This window comes from Candidatus Contendobacter odensis Run_B_J11 (assembly GCF_000531125.1).
Taxonomy (GTDB): Bacteria; Pseudomonadota; Gammaproteobacteria; order Competibacterales; family Competibacteraceae; genus Contendibacter; species Contendibacter odensensis.
In genome coordinates, this window is sequence record NZ_CBTK010000010.1 from 1 (window position 1) to 16,546 (window position 16,546).

Consider the following 16,546-nt stretch of genomic DNA (forward strand, 5'->3'; position numbering starts at 1 on the left):
CCCGTGCAGGCCGTCTGATCATGAACAACCCTCACAGAAACACAATACAAGGGCGGGTTAGCGAAGCGTAACCCGCCGGAACCAGGATGCCCTGAACGGCGGGTTACGGCTCAGCGCCTAACCCGCCCTACTTCTGAACGAACCGCCCTTGGGAAACCGGGGGCGGGGTTTTGTCGAAATCCCCCCTAGCCCCCCTTTTGCAAAGGGGGAAAGGCGGTGAAACAATGACCTGCCGGTTCTCGTGAGCGGATCGACGGGTTTTCTCTAAGAGCAATAGACCGGAGATTGAGATGGGCTTAACGCATATTACCGTCGCTCTCAGCAATTTGCGCGCCGACCGGCAAGCCTTTGAGGGTGAGTTTTTGGTGGATACCGGCTCTATTGATTGTCTGGCCCCGGCGAAAGCGCTGGTCGCTGCGGGAATCGACATTGAAGGTAAAGATGTTTATGAATTGGCCAATGGTGCGCTGGTCGAATACCCGTATGGCTTTGCCCGCGTGTTATTCATGGGCGCAGAAACGGTCGGCAAGGTGATCTTTGGTCCAGATGACTGTGAACCTTTATTGGGCGTTGTCGCACTGGAAAGCACCGGGATTGGCGTCGATCCGGTCTCGCATACCCTAAAACGCATGGCAGCAAAGCCGCTGAAATGAATCCGTTAGCTTCGTAGCATCGTAGCGCGTAGCTGCGTAGATACCGTCTTGAATGTCAACGAGCAGGCGTCCAATCCGCTTGATAAGGTTTCTGATGCTTAAGAACCCCGAACGCCAATTGCACCAGTTTACGCAGGGCGGCCCCCAGGGCGGCCATCTTGGCTTTGCCTCGGGCCAGCAGACGCTTATACAACGTGCGAATATGGGGGTTGTAGCGGGTGGCAACGACGGCGGCCCTGTACAGAGCGGCGCGGATGCGGGGTGCCCCAGCTTTGGAGAGCCGGGGTCGGCGGTGGAGGCTGCTGCCGGATTGGCATTCGATGGGAACCAGGCCCAAGAAGGCCGTGGCTTGATCGGCGGACTGGAACGACCGGCTCCGCAAGACCGCTACCCAGCGTTGGGCGGTTTTCTCGCCGACTGCGGGAATGAAGAGTAGCAGGTCGCGGTCTTGGCGCAGGCCGGGATGCTGGTCAATGTGGTCATGGAGGGCGGTTTGCAAGCGAGTGGCTTCCGCTTTCAGAAAGTCGATGTGCTGCTGGAGCGACTCGGTGACCGTGGTGGGCATCGGGACCACCTCGGCTTTTTCTTGCCGGTTCTGTTCCCGGCGCAGGTCGGCCTCGACCGCGTCCAGCCGGGCGATCAGGGCGTGCAACTCGCGAATCTCTGGGGTGCGGGTCGGCTACAGCCCTGATTCCTGCGCCCGGTTTTACCTGCGGCGGCAACAGGATATGGGCAAGGCGCTGACCTATGGTCTGGTCTGCCTGCGGCGGGTGTCCGGTCACTCGCCGACTTGGAGTGGCTAAAACGGCATTCCCACGCTGGCGCGTCACTGCCAACTGAACCACTACCCCACAACTTTTCACCCCTCGCGCTGAAATTTCTGGTTTCTGACCAGCCATTCCACCAGCGCCGGGTGAGAAATCCGGTGATGGCAACCGACCAGAAAGGCATCGAGATCACGGGGATCGGCATTTTTTACCGCCGGATGTTCGGCCAGCTCGCAGAATTGCCGCAGCGTGGTCGGCCTGATCCGCAACAACTGGCAGACTTCGCCGGGCCGGTAGACCGCCCTCGGCGTGATCCCCTCGGCCAGCAGCAGGGCGTGAAGCTGACCTTCGGCCTGCGCCAGGAGGTCGAGGGGGGCGAGACCGGAGCCGGAATGCCGCTCAGACCGCCGGAGACGGTCGCTGGCGCGTTCAATCGCCCGACCTGCTACCCGGGGAAAATCCCTAAGCCGCATCGTCGCCTCCTGACCGGTCTCCGGGCGTTTTCCGGATCGGTTTCGGTCGCGGGATCGGGACATCGCCACCGAGGCTGACGGTCAAGGGTTGGCCGCGATGCAGCACCTCGACCAGCTTCCGGCGTTCCTGGGGCGGCACGTCGTTCAAGCGCACCGACAGCACGATTTCCAACAACAGGTCTTCCGAGGCGTTGATGACCGTGCTGGAATCGACCATCGCTTGAATCGTGGCTTTGGGCAGCGGGCGGCGGGACGGAAAGTTCAGGACGCGGGCGGTCATGTCACGCTCTCCACACGGTAAATCGCGGGGGTTTCGCACGGTTCCAGGCCATCGTGCGACGGATCGTGCGAATCCGGCCCTTGCCGATTCCCGCCGAATTGCTCGGCGGCGATTATCGCAGCGATCCTGGACTTCGGGCCGATCTCCAGCACTGGGTCGGGCAGATCTGGGCCGATAAGGATGCGCAGATCGAACAACTTTTGGGCGACGGCCACCTTGATCGATGATCTTCAAGCTACTGCGCCAAGCAGCGGATGTCCCTCATCATCCAGCAGAATATCCGCCCAGCCCTCCCGGTAAATGCGGCGCAGATCGAGAATGGACCAGGGAATTAGAATCAGCGCCGCCACGATCCAGGCGGCCAGATGCCAAATCCAGCCGCCACCGGGAATGAAGGTGGCGACCGCGACAAAGAAACCCGTCACCCCATAAAACCGATAGGCGGCCTGCTGGGTGTAGTGGCCCACACGGGGATCGGGATGATGCCGGTTCAGGGCATACACCAGCATCGAGGCGCCGAACCAGAAGATCAGCAGGGGAAAGGGAATCAGAATCGCGACTAGATTGCCATAATTCATCAAGGCCGCCGCCTGCTTGGCGGAGGAGCCGCGCGCGACCCTGCCAATTATCGTATCTTCGCTTTGTTCCAGGAGATGCATGATTGCAATCCTTCGGATTGAAAACGGGAACCCCAGAGTTCTAATTAGCAACCCGTTTAATAGATTGAGCTTTTTTCATTTTTCTGCACAAACATTTCCACGATGATCTCCCCGGCGTTTTGGAATTTGAGTAAGACCGGAAAGCGATCTCCCTCCGCCAAGGGTTGCTTAAGGTCGCTAAACTGGATGTAGGGTCCACCGGGTTTCAGCCTGATTTCCTCCCCGGCTGGGATGGCGATAGCGTCAACCGGCTCGATTTTTAGCCCAGCGTCGGTCTTCGTCAGCGTATACAGTTCCGCCTTAGCCGCAATGGCCGTTGAAGCTGAAACCAGTTTATCGTCTCTCGCGCCCCGGTTTTTCAGCCCCAGATAGCCCGATCCAGTCGTAGTCTGGGTAGGCGCCGCCCACGGATGCCGGACTGCAATACTGCCCAAAGGATAGCCGTGGCCGCTGACTAAAAACGGTATTCCTAGTAACACCAGCGCGGCGAACGCGGAGAAAAACCATTTCGGGTTCATGATGTTTTTCAACGATTGCACTCCGCCTCGGCAACCCGGCAACCTTGCCCCTTGCGCTGGCACTCCGCCAGCGCCGCGCTTTCAGCGGCAGCCGGCGTATCGCCCAAACCGATGCCGAAACCGGGATCGCCCAAGGCCAGCGTACCGCATTGCCCCGGTCCGAATTCCAGTACGACCTGACAATCGGCAGTGGCGCAATTGGCTAATGCCTGCAGTCGCGCCTGTTGCGGATCGGGCGCTCGCCAATGCAGCCGCCAATCCTGAGTGCTGGCTGCGTAAGCGACTGCGCCGTAACTACTCGTTGAACTCGATGCTTCTAATCCGGCACAACCCGCGTTCAACATCAGAATCAGCACGAGTGCAATTGCCGTTGCCGCCCTCACGACTTCATACCCTGGAAACCGCGACCGCCCTTGCCATAACCATCACCCGGTGTTTTCCGAATCATGCCGTCTCCTTTACCGCCACCACCGCCACCCGCCCCACCGCCACCCGCCCCGCCACCACCGTGATGGGCATAGGCCGTGGGTAACGTGAGGGAATTGTCCAGTATTGGTATTCCCAAGCTCCAAGCCAAAGCGCTGCTTACTAACAAGTAATGCCAGAGGGAACGACGGGGACGATTGAGCATGGCGGGTCTTCTCCAAAGAATCAGTTGCAGCGGGAATGGCGGGGGGAATTGCCAAACGGGTCGGCGAAACGTGAATCACACAGGAATTCCCAATCGGTCAGACTCTGGAAAAAGGCGATGAGATCCAGCTTCTCCTGTGCAGTCAGCCGGAAGCTCACGATCAGTTCACTCTTGAACGGACTCCGGGCGCCATCACCAGCCAACGGCCCTTCACTGATCAGCCGCCCGCCACGGGCATAGTGATCCACCACTTCCTCCAGCGTAGCGATGGAACCGTCGTGCATATAGGGTGCAGTCAACTCGATATTGCGCAGCGTTGGGGCGCGAAACCGGCCCATATCCGCAGGCCGCTGGGTGAACTCCCACAAGCCCCGGTTCCCCGCTGGATAGTCCCCTTTGCCGCCGATGTTGTAGAGACCGTTGTTGTGAAATTCCTCTTGCGCAACTGGCGTTCCAGCATGACTGACTGATTGGCTGAAGTTGAAACCACCGTGGCAGTGAAAGCACTCCATTCGCTCAGAGAAAAACAAGTTCTGACCACGCCGCGCTGCTGCGCTCATGGCGCTGTTATTCAATTGAAACGTGGCTTGGTCATAGGGCGAATTACCTGAAATCAAGGTGGAGACGAAAGCGGCGACGGCCTTGGCAACCCGATCTGCGTTAACTGGAGTGCTTTCTCCGGGATAAGCAGCGGCAAATAACTCTTGATACTTTGGATCAAAGCGGAAGCGATCCAGAATTTCAGCTTCATGATCGCTCCAACCCAGTTCCACCGGAAACTCGGCAAACATTGGGGTGAGCGCCTGAGCATGGAGCGTCTTTAGCACCGGGTTGGCCCAATCGAAAGTGGCGTTGTACACCACATTAGTCAAACTCATGGCATTGCGTGGATGCACCTCGCCGGTCGTGCCAATCGCCGTGGTGCGGCCATCGCTGAAGGCGCGCGCAGGTAGATGACAAGAGGCGCAAGACGCACTTTGATTGATCGACATGCGCGGGTCGTAGAACAGGTGGCGACCCAACTCGACTTTGGCGGTTGACATTGGGTTTTCAGCAAACTCCTTGGGTGTAGGGAAGCCTTTCGGCAATGACCACGAATAGCCCGAAGGAGTCACGGGTGGCGGCGGCGTCTCATCTCCGCCGTCGTCACCGCCACCGCATCCCGCAACCAGTAGCAACAGCCCTAGCGCCGTGGCCCAGCGGGATGTTCGACTCATGGCTTGCGCACACTGAATAGCACTTGGGGAACCGCTTTGGAGTATTTCTCAGGAGTCGCTCCGGCTCCAGCGACATAGGTAAAGTCCAGATTCAGGCGCGGCATGATGGGGATACACTCCGGATCGGAGTTGCCCGACATGCAGCCCGATGAGGTGTCGGGGGTGTTGAATGCGACATTGGACGCTGCCAACGTTTTACCCATGTCCATCACAACACGGTCTTGATCGACGTTGAAGTTGTCCAAGCAGAATTCAGCGATGTTCGGATAACCGCAGGCGGCAGTGGGTGGGGCGCTGGGATCGGAACCGGGGCATTCGGTGCTGCCCAGGTGAGTCACGAACGCCACGCTGTTGTCGCCGCCGGGCGCACCAAAACCGTCCACACGGATGAACTTGCGCCCGCCCCGCCAGTTCCACAGCATCCCGGAGGCGTTCAACGGCGAGGGCGCAGTGGCATCACTGATATGGTTTAGCGCGTAGGGAACGCCGACCTTGAAGCACAAGCCCGCATAGTTCTCATTAGGCACGGATCCCTTTACGACCGCATTGGTCGGCAGAGTACCGCTACCGCAATCCTTTCTCAGGTCCAGCAGTACCGTATTTTGATATTGCCAGACGCCATCCTGATCCAGATCGATCTCTTGGCGGCTGCCATCAGCTTTAACCAGCGCCACATCATGGACATAGAAGCGCCAATCGTTGACCTGATAAGTGCCGGGCTGACCGACGCCAACATTGCTATAGGTCTTGCCGCAGACAAAATCCTGACCGTTAACCTCCGCCTTGAACTGCACGGTCGCCGAGCGTTCTCCAGGACTGTTATCGTCATCGCTGCCGCAACCTGCGACCAGCGCCAGCGCGACGCCCAGCGCTGTAGCGCTCCGAAGGGGGAACAAAAACTGCCGGTTGCGGGGATGCGCCATTTCAAGATTCTCCTGGTTTTGTGGTATCTGATTATGCTAAGTCGCAGCAGGCGCGGTGAAAATGCGACAAATTGCCGCACCTGTAGGAAAAGAGACTGACACAACAAAACGGCTACAATGCAATGCCAAATAACGGTTACTGAATCCAACTCCGGCTGACGAAAGACTTGTGATCATTATTGGCTACTCCACTGAGCTTACCCAACGACTCATCTCAGTTGGCAACGAACTGATTGCTATGTTTGTAGCGGTTACATTGCGTATCCGGCTTTTTCCAGCTCAGCATAAGTCGTCGGCTGGCGTGTTGGGTCAATGTCCAGACCTAATTGCAAACCGATTTGCGACAGTGAGAAAATACCGCGCACGGCTTGCTGTCCAACGCCGGAGTCGCTATCTATCACCAGCGCATGCTGGCGATTGACCTGACGCAGCGTAGCGATGATGTCGCCGACCCGCGCGCTCAACACCTCTTTCATCAGCAGCGCCTCCAACTTTGGTCTGAGCGTCATCAAATCGGCAACCAGCAACTCATCCCAAACACCGCCGGCTTTGGTCAGAATGCGTCCGGGCTTGTCCCCTTCGATGTCACGACTGGTAATCAATCCAATGACTCGATTATTGGCGTCACTGACCAATAACAGGCGCACCCCATGTTGAATCATGGTTGTCAGCGCCTCGTTAATCGGTACGGACAGTTGAGTAATATGGGGAATGACCTGACTGAGATCGGTCATCACTCCGACAGCGGCATCAGCAGCGATGACCGGTTTAATAGCCGGCTGTTTGGCGCGAATGCGCCGCTTAGGGCGGCAGTACCCCGTGCCGGGTTCCAGACGATGCAATGAGAGCGGTGGGTAGGTATGGGTCATGGGGGCGACTTCCAGGATACAAAACAGGTTAAAGAGGATCGATGCAACGATGAAAACCGCTACGCCTCTGTGGATCCTGCCATCATCCTAAGTCGTGGCGCGCAATTTTGGGATGTGACAAATTACCGCGCATGTCCGGTTGAAGGCGCGGCTAAAATATAACGTTCACCACGCCCGAAACGGCGATTACCGGATCGGATTTAATCGAATGGAAGATTTGCGACGCCTGCTGTTACTCCGTTTGCTGGTGATGCTGGGGCCGGTCATCATGCTGCTCTGGCTGTACTTCGGCCTGATCCCGCCCCATGCCCTGCCGGCGTGGTCGATAGTGATCTCTCTGGGATTGATGGCGCTGGCCGCCGCCACTTTGCGGCTGCGCACTCAGCGTGCTACTGCGCTGACGGCATGGGAGTTATTCGCCCATCTTCAGATCGACGTGCTGGCGCTGGCGATACTGTTGTTCTTCAGTGGCGGCGCCAGTAACCCTTTCGTTTCGCTGCTGCTCTTGCCGTTGATCATCACCGCCGCACTGCTGCCGCCCGGCTGTGTCTGGGCGATGGCAGGAGTGACGGTGACGGTTTATACCGCGCTGATGTTCTATTACCTGCCGCTGCCGGGGATGATCAGCGGCCACGGTCCCGGCTTTCATGCGCATTTATGGGGAATGTGGCTGGTGTTCGTGATTAGCGCTCTGCTGATCGCCGGCTTCGTGGCGCGATTGGCGGAAATGTTACGACAGCGGGACCGTCAGTTAGCGCGCTTGCGGGAAAAAGCGTTGCGCGACGAACAAATCCTGACCTTGGGAATGTTCGCAGCCGGTGCGGCCCACGAGTTAGGCACCCCTTTATCAACCATCGCAGTGCTGGCGCGGGAACTGGAACACGCCCATGGCGAAGACGCGCCGCACCGCGCTGACCTGCGCACCCTGCGTCAGCAAGTGGAGGTGTGCAAAAGCATTCTCGGCGACTTGCTTAAAAGCGCCGATTTAGCGACCGACCGCGAGGCCGCGCAAGCGTTGGATGTGCTGCTGGAACACATCCGCAACCGCTGGCAATTACTGCATCCCCGCGTGCCGCTGCGGGTCAGTTGCGCGGGACCATCGCCCTCGCCGGCGGTGGCGGCGCCGCAAACCATCGGACAAACCTTGATTAGCTTGCTCAACAACGCCGCCGACGCCTGCCCCAAGGGCGTGGATTTGGCAGGACGCTGGGATGCGTGCCGGGTGGTCATTGAGATTCGTGATCATGGGCCGGGGCTGCCGCCGGATGTGGCGAATCGCGTCGGGGAAGCCTTCTTTTCTACCAAGGAGGGCGGCATTGGCATCGGTTTATTGCTGGCCAATGCCGCGTTGGAGCGGCTGGGCGGAGAAGTCAGCCTGTTGCGCGATCCTCAGGGCGGCACCTGCACCCGGATCGATTTGCCGGCGCGGGTCGGCATGGCCTGATGATGGAAGCGATGGATGGCTCCAGCCTGCTGCTGGTGGACGACGACGCCACTTTTTGCCGGGTGCTGGGTCTGGCTCTAAGCCGACGGGGCTTCGCGGTGGCGACCGCGCACGACAACGCGGCGGCGTTGCAACTGGCTCAAGCCGATCCGCCGGAATACGCCATCGTGGATCTCAATCTGGCCGGCGATTCGGGTCTGAGTCTGATTCCTGAACTGCTCGCCCTCGATTCCGTCACCCGCATCGTGGTGCTCACCGGCTATGCCAGTATTGCTACAGCGGTGGAAGCGATCAAACTGGGCGCGGTGAATTATCTGGCCAAGCCCGCTGACGCCGATCAGGTGTTGGCCGCCTTAGCTGCTATTGCTGGCGATCCCGCCGCGCCGGTCAATACTCGCCCCCTGAGCATCGGTCGGCTGGAATGGGAACACATCCAGCGGGTACTGCATGACAACAGCGGCAACATCTCCGCCACCGCCCGGCAGTTGGGAATGCATCGCCGCACCTTGCAACGCAAGCTGTCCAAACGGCCGGTCCGGTTCTAACTCAGCAAGCGACGCATTGATAATGGCTCAATATGGATTCCAGACGGTTGAAAAGGGTTCGCCCTGAAGGAGACCGAGCAGGTTGCGAGCCGCTGCAATCGAGAGTCGCGGATAATGATCAACCTTCAAAACCTGCTGGATGATGTGAAATGCTACGAAACGGTTCGGCAGCTACGCTGGTCCGGGGGGGTTGCTTTGGAAGCCACCGTCAGCGGGGCGGGAGGTGACGCCTGTGAAGAGCAAGGCTCTGGCGTCGGGCGCAAGATCACCGTGAAACCGGCCTCGGTGAAGCAGGCAATCATCCATGGGCTTATTGGTCCATGGGTGATGCAACGGTAATCAACCATGACGATTCTTACCTATACTTTCAGGGCTTTCACCCGGCAGCCCTCCTGCGTCATACCGGCTTTCGCCGGTATGACGGAAAGCGAAAGTCCGACTTTATAAAGTCATCCCTGTCCTAAGCGAGGTATCGTCATGTCCCCGTCTACCGCGCCGTCCACTCCCGATCTCAAAACCGCTGATCCCAACAAGCTGGCCCAGAATCTTTCCAAGATCATCGAGCAAAGCCAGCGTGTCTTGCAGGAGTATCTCAAGCGCCAGGAGCGCGGCGATCAAATTTCCCTCATCGATCCCGCCATCATCGGCAAATCGTTCCAGGAGCTGTTTCAGCAATTGTTGAAAGATCCCGACAAGTTGATCAAGGCTCAGGTCGAATTCTGGAAGAACTATCTTGACCTATGGCAAGCTGCTTCCCAGCGCTTGGCGGGGCACGAAACCCAGCCGGTGATTGAACCGCCACCCGGCGACAAGCGTTTTAAGGACCAGCAGTGGGCCGAAAACGTAGTATTCGATTTCATCAAACAATCCTATCTACTGTCCGCTGACAGCCTGCAAGGACTGGTACAAAGCGTCGAAGGGCTGGACGATAAGACTGCCCGCAAGGTGCAGTTCTACACTCGCCAGTTCGTAGACGCGATGGCCCCGACCAACTTCGTGCTGACCAATCCGACCGTACTCCAGGCTACGCTGGATTCGGGTGGCGATAACCTGGTCAAGGGCTTGCAAAACGTACTGACCGACCTGGAGCGCGGGCGCGGGCAATTGCAGATTACGATGACCGATCTCAACGCCTTCACGCCGGGTGAAAATGTCGCGGTCACGCCCGGCAAGGTCATCTACCAGAGTGAATTGCTGCAACTCATCCAGTACAACCCCAGCACCCCAACCGTCTGTCAGCGGCCGTTCCTGTTCGTTTCGCCCTGGATCAACAAGTTTTACATCATGGACATGCGGCCCAAAAACTCGATGGTCAAGTGGATGGTGGATCAGGGCTTCACCGTGTTTATGACCTCGTGGATCAACCCCGACGAACGGCTGGCGCATAAAACCTTCGACGATTACATGCTGGCCTGCGTGGAGGCGATGGACGCCATTGAACAGGCCACCGGCGAGCGGGAAATCAGTGCTGCCGGCTACTGCCTGGGCGGTACTCTGCTGCTGAGCACCCTAGCTTGGCTCGCCGCCAAGAAGGACAAGCGGGTAAAAAGCGCCATCTGCTTCGCCTGCATGACCGACTTCAGCGAACCGGGCGAACTGGAGGTATTCATTGACGAGGAGTTAATCACTCTGCTGGAGAAGCAGATGGGCGAACGGGGCTATCTGGACGGCAGCCAGATGGCCGGCGTGTTCAGCATGTTGCGCGCCAACGATCTGATCTGGTACTTCGTGGTGAACAACTACCTGCTGGGCAACGATCCCTACCCCTTCGATCTGCTGTACTGGAATTCCGATTCCACCCGGATGCCCCGGGACATGCACAGTTTCTACGTGCGCAACATGTATCAGAAGAATCTACTGCGCCAACCGGGCGGCATTACTCTGGCCGGTGTGCCGATTGATTTACGCAAAATCAAGACGCCGGTCTGTTTCCTGTCGGCCTACGAGGATCACATCGCGCCGTGGAAATCCACTTATGCCGGCACGCAACTGGTCGGCGGGCCAGTGAAATTCGTACTGAGCGGCTCCGGCCACATCGCTGGAGTCATCAATCCGGCCTCTTCCGACAAGTACGGCTATTGGCTCAACCCCAACAATTCGCCGAATCCCGATGACTGGTTCAAGGGTGCGGTCAAACAGGAAGGCTCGTGGTGGCCGGACTGGCTGGCCTGGCTGCAACCTCACACCGGCCCGCAAGTGCCGGCCCGTACCCCGGGCGATGGCAAACTGAAACCGGTCGAGGACGCGCCCGGTTCCTACGTCAAGATGCGCTACGACCAGTGACTAATCTCATAATCTCAGGCGGGCGTCTCAGAGTCCCGAAATGCCTGCCTGACTTGGGTAATCGCCGCCAGTCGCTCCCGTTGTAACGCTTCCGCCAGCGCCAGTCCGGTCAAGCCTTGCGCCAGCAGCGGCCGCGCCTGAACCGCCGCTGCCGCCTGATAAACCTGGCGCATGAATTCCGCCTGAATATAATCCCGGTTTTCCAGACCGGTTCGGCCCCGCGCATCGGCTTCACAGACGATGAGGTATTGCTCGAAACGCTGCGGTTTACGGAAGGCGTCCAGCCCTTGCAGGGTGTTGAGCAGGGTTTTCGGGCGCAACTCCAGCGCCCGGTGGCAATGAGTGTGATAGCGTGCAGTCAATACCCCCAGTTCCCGGTACATATTGGGAACCCGCAACCGCTGGCAGAGCGTCCGAATCAAATCCGAGCCGCGTTGTTCGTGGCCGTGGTGGCGAGGCCAGTCGTCGGGTTGCGTGGTTCCCTTGCCGAGGTCATGAACCAATACGGCGAAGCGGGTCACGGCGTCTGCGTTCAGTCGCACCGCTTGCGCCAACGCCAGCAGGGTATGGACGCCCGTATCAATCTCAGGATGATGCGCTGCGGGTTGCGGCACCCCGAACAACCGGTCCAGTTCCGGGAAAATCCGCGCCAGCGCTCCGCACTCGCGCAGCGTAGCGATGAATTGTTCCGGATGGGATTCGCCCAGGGCGCGCACGGTTTCCGCCCACACTCGTTCTGGCACCAGACTATCCACTTCACCGCTGGCAACCATGGTTCGCATCAGATTCAGCGTTTCCGGGGCGACTCGAAACCCCAACGGCGCATAACGGGCGCTGAATCGGGCCAGCCGCAGGATCCGCACCGGATCTTCAGCGAAGGCCGGCGAGACATGTCGCAGCCAGCGGGTTTCGAGATCGCAGGTGCCGCGATAAGGATCGATCAGTCGGCCCTGGGCGTCGCGAGCCATGGCATTGATGGTGAGGTCACGGCGCAACAGGTCTTGTTCCAGCGTCACATCAGGCGCGGCATGGACGCTGAAGCCATGGTAGCCCGGCGCGGTCTTGCGTTCAGTGCGGGCCAGCGCGTATTCCTCGTGAGTATTCGGGTGCAGGAACACTGGAAAGTCTTTGCCGACTGATCGGAAACCACGCGCCAACAGCTCGGCGGGCGTAGCGCCGACCACCACCCAATCGCGTTCCTGGACCGGTACGCCCAACAAGTCGTCGCGCACCGCGCCGCCGACCAGATAAATTTCCATTGTGCTTACATTCATCGCTTAGCGTTCTATGACAGGCATAATACAAGTGCTCAGCGGATTTTCTGGGGTGTAATCCGCACGGGCTGATAAACCTTAGACGGTTTTACCAACGATGCGGCGAACTTTCTGGATACTTTTTATCATGGTGGGCCTCGGGCTGGCGCTGTCGGGCTGTACCGAACTGGCCTATTACCGGCAGGCGGCGGCGGGGCAGTGGGATTTGTTGCAGGCGCGCCGGCCGGTAGCCGAGGTGCTGGCCGATCCGGCGACTGCCCCGAACGTGCGTCAGCGGCTGGAAACCGCCCAAGCGTTACGCGCCTTCGCCAGCGCTGAACTGGCTCTGCCCGACAATGACAGTTACCGCAGTTACGTCGATGTGCAGCGGCTCTATGTGGTCAAAAATGTGTTTGCCGCGCCGGAACTGGAACTGGAACCGCGTCGCTGGTGTTTCCCGATAGCGGGTTGTTTGAGTTATCGCGGCTATTTCGACGCCGAAGCGGCGCAGCACCTGGCCGATGCATTGCGGGCGGACGGTGATGAGGTCTATGTCGCCGATATTGCAGCGTATTCGACTTTGGGCTGGTTCGCTGATCCGCTCTTGAACACCTTTATCCATTGGCCGACCGGGCGGTTGGCGGAACTGATGTTTCACGAACTGGCCCATCAGCGGCTGTACCTCGCCGACGATACCGCCTTCAACGAAGCGTTCGCGACGGCTGTAGGTCACTTGGGTGCGGAACGCTGGCTGGTGCAGCGGGGTAGTGCGCGTGAGCAGGAAGAGTACAGCGCTGATGACCGTCGCCGACAGGCGTTTTTACAAATCGTGACGGCGAGCCGCGAGTCCTTGGCAGCGGTGTACGCCTCGGATCAATCCGATGCTGAAAAACGAGTCGAGAAACAACGGATTCTGGCCGAATTGCGTACCCGCTATCGGGAACTGAAACAGGAGTGGGGCGGCTATGCCGGTTACGACCGCTGGTTCGAGCAGGATTTGAACAACGCCAAACTGGCCGGCCACAGTACCTACCATCGCTGGGTACCGGCGTTCATTGTCTTGTACGAGCAGGGCGGGCGGGATTTCACGACGTTCTATCAGGCAGCGGAAATTCTCGGACGCTTACCACCGCCGGAGCGGGAAGCGCGCTTGCGGGAGTTGCTGACCGTGCGTAGCCCGTCTATGCTGGCGCATATCCCTTCGATTGCTGGAGCTGGTCATGCTCGAAACACGCGTTGCTCGTTTGTTCAAGAACGGTAGCAGCCAAGCCGTTCGTTTGCCCGCTGAATTCCGCTTCGAGAGTGAAGAGATTTATATCACTCGCGACGCGGCGAGTGGGGATGTGGTGCTTTCAACCCGGCCCGGGGCGAAGGCATGGGACGAATTTTTCGCCCTGATCCATAGTATCGAAGCATCCGATGATTTCATGGCCGAACGTCCGCTCAACGTTATTCCGTGCGAGCGTGATCTGTTTGCGGAAGATGTGAGCTAACTATGCTGCACATGCTTGATACCGACACGGCGAGCTACCTGATCAAGGGTCGCTCGCCGGTCATCGAGGCTCATCTGGCGACTCTGTTGTCGTCCAATGTCTGCATCTCGGTGATGACGCGCGCCGAATTGCTGTACGGGTTGAAGCGGTTGCCCCCCGAACATCGGTTGCACTTAGCCGTGCGTCACTTTCTCAAAATCGTGCGGGTACTGCCTTGGGATGCGGATGCGGCGGACTTTTACGCCGATATCCGCTACCAACTGGTTACGACCGGTCAGCCCATTGGGGAAATGGATATGATGATTGCGGCGCATTCGCTGTCGGCCGGCGCCGTCCTGGTCACGAACAACATCCGCCATTACCAGCGTATCGTCGCTCCGCTGATCCTGGTCAATTGGAGCGAATAAGGTGGACGCCACGATTCCCCTCCTCGAAGTCCGCGACCTGTCGACATCCTTCGGTACTGTGCCGGCGGTCAAGCAGGTGTCGTTTACCCTGAATCGTGGCGAAACGCTGGCGCTGGTCGGGGAGAGCGGTTCCGGCAAATCGGTGTCGGCGCTGTCGCTGTTGCAACTGCTGCCGTATCCCCATGCCCACCATCCTGGCGGCAGCATCCGCCTGCGTGGGATGGAACTGCTGGGCGCGGCCACGGATCGGCTGCGGGCGGTGCGCGGCAACCAAATCGCGATGGTGTTTCAGGAGCCGATGACCTCGCTCAACCCACTGCATTCAATTGAGAAACAGATCAGCGAAACGCTGATCCTGCACAAGGGTTTGAGTGGTGCCCGACTACGGGCGCGGATTCTGGAATTGCTGGATTGGGTCGGGCTGCCCGACGCCGCCCATCGGCTGAACGCCCTGCCGCATGAACTGTCCGGTGGTCAGCGCCAGCGGGTGATGATCGCCATGGCGCTGGCTAATGATCCCGACCTGCTGATCGCCGACGAGCCGACCACCGCGCTCGATGTCACCATCCAGGCGCAGATTCTCAAGCTGTTGAAGGAGTTGCAGGCGCGCTTGGGCATGGCGATCCTGTTCATCACCCATGACCTCGGCATCGTCCGCAAGATGGCGGATCGGGTCTGCGTGATGCGCGCCGGCGAGGTGATGGAAACCGCAGCGGTCGCCGAGATTTTCGCCCATCCGCAGCATCTCTACACCCGGCAATTGCTGGCCGCCGAACCCCAGGGCGATCCCCCACCGGAAGCGGCTGATGCACCCGAAGTAATGTCCAGCGAGCAGTTAAAAGTCTGGTTTCCGCTAAAACGCGATTTATTTGGGCGGGTAGTGAATCACCTCAAAGCGGTGGATGGCGTCAGTGTCCAGGTGCGGGAAGGGCAGACGCTGGGCGTGGTCGGTGAGAGCGGTTCCGGTAAAACGACGCTGGGGCTGGCGCTGCTGCGCTTATTGTCCAGCGAGGGCACAATTCGGTTCGAGGGTCAGCGGATTGATGGCCTTCACAGTCGGGCGCTGCGCCCATTGCGAAAAGCCATGCAGATCGTCTTTCAAGATCCATTCGGTTCGCTGAGTCCCCGGTTATCGGTCGGGGAGATCGTGGAGGAAGGCTTGCTGGTGCATGGTCTGGCCGGCGACCGTACCGCCCGCCGCGCCCGGATTGTTCAAGCGCTGGAAGAAGTCGGCCTGGACCCGGACACACAGGATCGCTATCCGCATGAGTTCTCTGGCGGTCAGCGCCAGCGTATCGCCATTGCTCGCGCCCTGGCCTTGCAACCACGCCTGCTGATTCTGGATGAGCCGACCAGCGCCTTGGACGTATCGGTGCAGGCGCAGATCGTAGATTTGTTGCGGGAGTTGCAGCGTCGTTATCGGCTGGCCTATGTGTTTATCAGCCACGATTTGCGGGTGGTGCGCGCCTTGGCGAATCATCTGCTGGTGATGAAAAACGGTCGAGTGGTAGAAGCAGGTCCGGCGCGGCGGGTGTTCGACCGTCCGCAGCATCCTTATACCCAGGCATTGCTGGCTGCCGCGCTGAATCTGGATGTGGTCGGCGGCAATGCAGTGGCAACTTGAGTTGAGCAACAGGAATAAAGTAAATGGTATGAACGAGAATGCAATGGAGAACGAGGTGAGGCTGTTTACTGACGGCGCTTGCTCCGGCAATCCCGGCCCTGGTGGTTGGGGGGCATTACTGTGCTATCGGGAGCACGAGAAAGAGCTGTCCGGCAGCGAACCCGTATCTACCAATAACCGTATGGAAATGCTGGCGGTAATCAATGGATTGGAGGCACTGGAGCAGCCGATGCGGGTGCGGATTTGCACCGACAGCCAGTATGTGATGAAGGGCATGACGGAATGGCTGGCGGGGTGGAAGCGGCGCGGCTGGAAAACCGCCGACCGTCAGCCGGTCAAAAACATGGACTTATGGCAGCGGATGGAAGTTGCCCTGGCTCCCCACCAAGTGGAATGGCAATGGGTGCGCGGCCACAGCGGCCATCCTGAGAACGAGCGGGTAGACGAACTGGCGCGTGAGGCTATCCAACGGGCGAAACTGCAACAATCCTCCCGCCCTGGATAAAG

The 16,546-nt window shown here is 59.1% G+C and carries 23 protein-coding genes; 12 read left to right on the forward strand and 11 right to left on the reverse strand.

What is annotated here, in order from left to right:
- Positions 1–290 precede the first annotated feature (290 nt).
- The gene (locus tag BN874_RS00495; protein ID WP_034430105.1) at positions 291–653 is read left to right on the forward strand and encodes a pepsin/retropepsin-like aspartic protease family protein; all 363 of its coding nucleotides are present in this window, start codon (positions 291–293) and stop codon (positions 651–653) included.
- A gap of 55 nt (positions 654–708) precedes the next feature.
- Here BN874_RS00495 and BN874_RS00500 read toward each other — a convergent pair whose 3' ends face one another.
- Complete coding sequence (locus BN874_RS00500; protein WP_051497246.1) at positions 709–1,305, reverse strand: IS110 family transposase; 597 nt, start codon at positions 1,303–1,305, stop codon at positions 709–711.
- 16 nt (positions 1,306–1,321) lie between these two features.
- Here BN874_RS00500 and BN874_RS25970 point away from each other — a divergent pair, with 16 nt between their 5' ends.
- Positions 1,322–1,456 (forward strand): hypothetical protein, encoded by a 135-nt coding sequence (locus BN874_RS25970; RefSeq protein WP_268258807.1) that lies wholly within the window; start codon positions 1,322–1,324, stop codon positions 1,454–1,456.
- A 56-nt stretch (positions 1,457–1,512) separates the two neighbouring features.
- Here the strand turns inward: BN874_RS25970 and BN874_RS00505 are convergent, their stop codons facing one another.
- Together BN874_RS00505 and BN874_RS00510 are read right to left on the reverse strand one after the other, a co-directional pair.
- Positions 1,513–1,893 (reverse strand): hypothetical protein, encoded by a 381-nt coding sequence (locus tag BN874_RS00505; protein ID WP_034430106.1) that lies wholly within the window; start codon positions 1,891–1,893, stop codon positions 1,513–1,515.
- On the reverse strand, positions 1,883–2,173 hold the full coding sequence (locus BN874_RS00510; RefSeq protein ID WP_034430108.1) for a hypothetical protein: 291 nt from the start codon (positions 2,171–2,173) through the stop codon (positions 1,883–1,885). Before BN874_RS00510 ends, BN874_RS00505 begins: the two co-directional genes overlap by 11 nt.
- A gap of 53 nt (positions 2,174–2,226) precedes the next feature.
- Here BN874_RS00510 and BN874_RS24095 point away from each other — a divergent pair, with 53 nt between their 5' ends.
- Positions 2,227–2,400 (forward strand): hypothetical protein, encoded by a 174-nt coding sequence (locus BN874_RS24095; protein ID WP_154724682.1) that lies wholly within the window; start codon positions 2,227–2,229, stop codon positions 2,398–2,400.
- Between the two features lie 3 nt (positions 2,401–2,403).
- Here the strand turns inward: BN874_RS24095 and BN874_RS00520 are convergent, their stop codons facing one another.
- From BN874_RS00520 to BN874_RS00550, 7 genes are all read right to left on the reverse strand, one after another.
- Positions 2,404–2,802 carry a hypothetical protein gene (locus BN874_RS00520; RefSeq protein WP_034430151.1) on the reverse strand — a complete coding sequence of 133 codons (399 nt, stop codon included), beginning with the start codon at positions 2,800–2,802 and terminating at the stop codon, positions 2,404–2,406.
- A gap of 86 nt (positions 2,803–2,888) precedes the next feature.
- The gene (locus tag BN874_RS00525) at positions 2,889–3,350 is read right to left on the reverse strand and encodes a copper chaperone PCu(A)C (RefSeq protein WP_034430153.1); all 462 of its coding nucleotides are present in this window, start codon (positions 3,348–3,350) and stop codon (positions 2,889–2,891) included.
- Positions 3,351–3,358: 8 nt separating this feature from the next.
- On the reverse strand, positions 3,359–3,706 hold the full coding sequence (locus BN874_RS00530) for a DUF4189 domain-containing protein (RefSeq protein ID WP_034430111.1): 348 nt from the start codon (positions 3,704–3,706) through the stop codon (positions 3,359–3,361).
- A gap of 23 nt (positions 3,707–3,729) precedes the next feature.
- A complete protein-coding gene (locus BN874_RS00535) occupies positions 3,730–3,981 on the reverse strand; it encodes a hypothetical protein (RefSeq protein ID WP_034430112.1) in 252 nt (83 codons plus the stop codon).
- A 20-nt stretch (positions 3,982–4,001) separates the two neighbouring features.
- Positions 4,002–5,198 carry a methanobactin export MATE transporter MbnM gene (locus BN874_RS00540; protein ID WP_034430113.1) on the reverse strand — a complete coding sequence of 399 codons (1,197 nt, stop codon included), beginning with the start codon at positions 5,196–5,198 and terminating at the stop codon, positions 4,002–4,004.
- Positions 5,195–6,121, reverse strand: coding sequence for an MbnP family copper-binding protein (locus BN874_RS00545; protein ID WP_051497249.1), 927 nt, complete (start codon positions 6,119–6,121; stop codon positions 5,195–5,197). The genes BN874_RS00540 and BN874_RS00545 overlap by 4 nt, the downstream gene beginning before the upstream one ends.
- Before the next feature lie 251 nt (positions 6,122–6,372).
- Positions 6,373–6,990, reverse strand: coding sequence for a CBS domain-containing protein (locus BN874_RS00550; protein WP_034430115.1), 618 nt, complete (start codon positions 6,988–6,990; stop codon positions 6,373–6,375).
- A gap of 208 nt (positions 6,991–7,198) precedes the next feature.
- Here BN874_RS00550 and BN874_RS00555 point away from each other — a divergent pair, with 208 nt between their 5' ends.
- The 4 genes from BN874_RS00555 (at position 7,199) to BN874_RS00570 (ending at position 11,262) form a co-directional block, all read left to right on the forward strand.
- Positions 7,199–8,434 (forward strand): ATP-binding protein, encoded by a 1,236-nt coding sequence (locus BN874_RS00555; protein ID WP_034430117.1) that lies wholly within the window; start codon positions 7,199–7,201, stop codon positions 8,432–8,434.
- Positions 8,434–8,979 carry a response regulator transcription factor gene (locus BN874_RS00560; RefSeq protein ID WP_034430119.1) on the forward strand — a complete coding sequence of 182 codons (546 nt, stop codon included), beginning with the start codon at positions 8,434–8,436 and terminating at the stop codon, positions 8,977–8,979. The genes BN874_RS00555 and BN874_RS00560 overlap by 1 nt, the downstream gene beginning before the upstream one ends.
- A 114-nt stretch (positions 8,980–9,093) precedes the next feature.
- The gene (locus tag BN874_RS24915) at positions 9,094–9,318 is read left to right on the forward strand and encodes a hypothetical protein (RefSeq protein ID WP_034430122.1); all 225 of its coding nucleotides are present in this window, start codon (positions 9,094–9,096) and stop codon (positions 9,316–9,318) included.
- A gap of 138 nt (positions 9,319–9,456) precedes the next feature.
- The gene (locus BN874_RS00570; protein ID WP_034430123.1) at positions 9,457–11,262 is read left to right on the forward strand and encodes a PHA/PHB synthase family protein; all 1,806 of its coding nucleotides are present in this window, start codon (positions 9,457–9,459) and stop codon (positions 11,260–11,262) included.
- A 14-nt stretch (positions 11,263–11,276) separates the two neighbouring features.
- Here BN874_RS00570 and BN874_RS00575 read toward each other — a convergent pair whose 3' ends face one another.
- A complete protein-coding gene (locus BN874_RS00575; RefSeq protein WP_034430125.1) occupies positions 11,277–12,521 on the reverse strand; it encodes a multifunctional CCA addition/repair protein in 1,245 nt (414 codons plus the stop codon).
- Positions 12,522–12,663: 142 nt separating this feature from the next.
- Here BN874_RS00575 and BN874_RS00580 point away from each other — a divergent pair, with 142 nt between their 5' ends.
- The 5 genes from BN874_RS00580 to rnhA are packed head-to-tail and all read left to right on the forward strand — an operon-like array spanning position 12,664 to position 16,544.
- The gene (locus tag BN874_RS00580; protein WP_230314287.1) at positions 12,664–13,776 is read left to right on the forward strand and encodes an aminopeptidase; all 1,113 of its coding nucleotides are present in this window, start codon (positions 12,664–12,666) and stop codon (positions 13,774–13,776) included.
- Complete coding sequence (locus tag BN874_RS00585) at positions 13,736–14,008, forward strand: antitoxin (RefSeq protein WP_034430128.1); 273 nt, start codon at positions 13,736–13,738, stop codon at positions 14,006–14,008. The genes BN874_RS00580 and BN874_RS00585 overlap by 41 nt, the downstream gene beginning before the upstream one ends.
- Before the next feature lie 2 nt (positions 14,009–14,010).
- A complete protein-coding gene (locus BN874_RS00590) occupies positions 14,011–14,415 on the forward strand; it encodes a PIN domain-containing protein (protein WP_034430131.1) in 405 nt (134 codons plus the stop codon).
- A gap of 1 nt (position 14,416) precedes the next feature.
- On the forward strand, positions 14,417–16,039 hold the full coding sequence (locus BN874_RS00595; RefSeq protein ID WP_034430133.1) for an ABC transporter ATP-binding protein: 1,623 nt from the start codon (positions 14,417–14,419) through the stop codon (positions 16,037–16,039).
- A 28-nt stretch (positions 16,040–16,067) separates the two neighbouring features.
- The gene (gene rnhA / locus BN874_RS00600; RefSeq protein WP_034430134.1) at positions 16,068–16,544 is read left to right on the forward strand and encodes a ribonuclease HI; all 477 of its coding nucleotides are present in this window, start codon (positions 16,068–16,070) and stop codon (positions 16,542–16,544) included.
- Positions 16,545–16,546 lie beyond the last annotated feature (2 nt).

Coding starts and splice junctions, on each gene's coding strand:
- BN874_RS00495 (WP_034430105.1), top strand. CDS start 291: ATGGGCTTAACGCATATTACCGTCGCTCTCAGCAATTTGCGCGCCGAC.
- BN874_RS00505 (WP_034430106.1), bottom strand. CDS start 1,893: ATGCGGCTTAGGGATTTTCCCCGGGTAGCAGGTCGGGCGATTGAACGC.
- BN874_RS00510 (WP_034430108.1), bottom strand. CDS start 2,173: ATGACCGCCCGCGTCCTGAACTTTCCGTCCCGCCGCCCGCTGCCCAAA.
- BN874_RS00525 (WP_034430153.1), bottom strand. CDS start 3,350: ATGAACCCGAAATGGTTTTTCTCCGCGTTCGCCGCGCTGGTGTTACTA.
- BN874_RS00535 (WP_034430112.1), bottom strand. CDS start 3,981: ATGCTCAATCGTCCCCGTCGTTCCCTCTGGCATTACTTGTTAGTAAGC.
- BN874_RS00540 (WP_034430113.1), bottom strand. CDS start 5,198: ATGAGTCGAACATCCCGCTGGGCCACGGCGCTAGGGCTGTTGCTACTG.
- BN874_RS00545 (WP_051497249.1), bottom strand. CDS start 6,121: ATGGCGCATCCCCGCAACCGGCAGTTTTTGTTCCCCCTTCGGAGCGCT.
- BN874_RS00550 (WP_034430115.1), bottom strand. CDS start 6,990: ATGACCCATACCTACCCACCGCTCTCATTGCATCGTCTGGAACCCGGC.
- BN874_RS00555 (WP_034430117.1), top strand. CDS start 7,199: ATGGAAGATTTGCGACGCCTGCTGTTACTCCGTTTGCTGGTGATGCTG.
- BN874_RS00560 (WP_034430119.1), top strand. CDS start 8,434: ATGATGGAAGCGATGGATGGCTCCAGCCTGCTGCTGGTGGACGACGAC.
- BN874_RS24915 (WP_034430122.1), top strand. CDS start 9,094: ATGATCAACCTTCAAAACCTGCTGGATGATGTGAAATGCTACGAAACG.
- BN874_RS00570 (WP_034430123.1), top strand. CDS start 9,457: ATGTCCCCGTCTACCGCGCCGTCCACTCCCGATCTCAAAACCGCTGAT.
- BN874_RS00575 (WP_034430125.1), bottom strand. CDS start 12,521: ATGGAAATTTATCTGGTCGGCGGCGCGGTGCGCGACGACTTGTTGGGC.
- BN874_RS00580 (WP_230314287.1), top strand. CDS start 12,664: ATGGTGGGCCTCGGGCTGGCGCTGTCGGGCTGTACCGAACTGGCCTAT.
- BN874_RS00585 (WP_034430128.1), top strand. CDS start 13,736: ATGCTCGAAACACGCGTTGCTCGTTTGTTCAAGAACGGTAGCAGCCAA.
- BN874_RS00590 (WP_034430131.1), top strand. CDS start 14,011: ATGCTGCACATGCTTGATACCGACACGGCGAGCTACCTGATCAAGGGT.
- rnhA (WP_034430134.1), top strand. CDS start 16,068: ATGAACGAGAATGCAATGGAGAACGAGGTGAGGCTGTTTACTGACGGC.